Genomic DNA, 310 nt, shown 5'->3' on the forward strand with positions numbered 1-310 from the left:
CGATGAGCCCGATGACCAGAACAGTCACATGTTCCTGCGCGGCGCCGGCGACGGCGAGCACATTGTCCAGCGACATGGAGACGTCGGCGATGACGATCTGGGTCGCTGCCTGGAAGAACGTCTTGTGGCCCTTGGTCAGGTCGGCCTCTTCATCCGTCACCTCGTCCTCGATGGATCCCGAAGCTTCGCGCAGTTCGCTCCACATCTTCCAGCAGACCCAGGCGAGCAGCAGGCCGCCAAAGAGTTGCAGGCCGACGATGGCAAGAAGCTGTACGGTGACGGCGGCAAACCCGATACGGAGAACCGTGGC

Annotated in this window: 1 pseudogene; it reads right to left on the reverse strand. The window is 62.6% G+C overall.

Features of this window, described 5'->3' with window-relative positions:
• Positions 1–310: pseudogene (locus tag EN804_RS36090) on the reverse strand (TerC family protein); the annotation flags it as partial.

The sequence above is a fragment of the Mesorhizobium sp. M8A.F.Ca.ET.161.01.1.1 genome (assembly GCF_004792105.1).
In the GTDB taxonomy this organism is placed as follows: Bacteria; Pseudomonadota; Alphaproteobacteria; order Rhizobiales; family Rhizobiaceae; genus Mesorhizobium.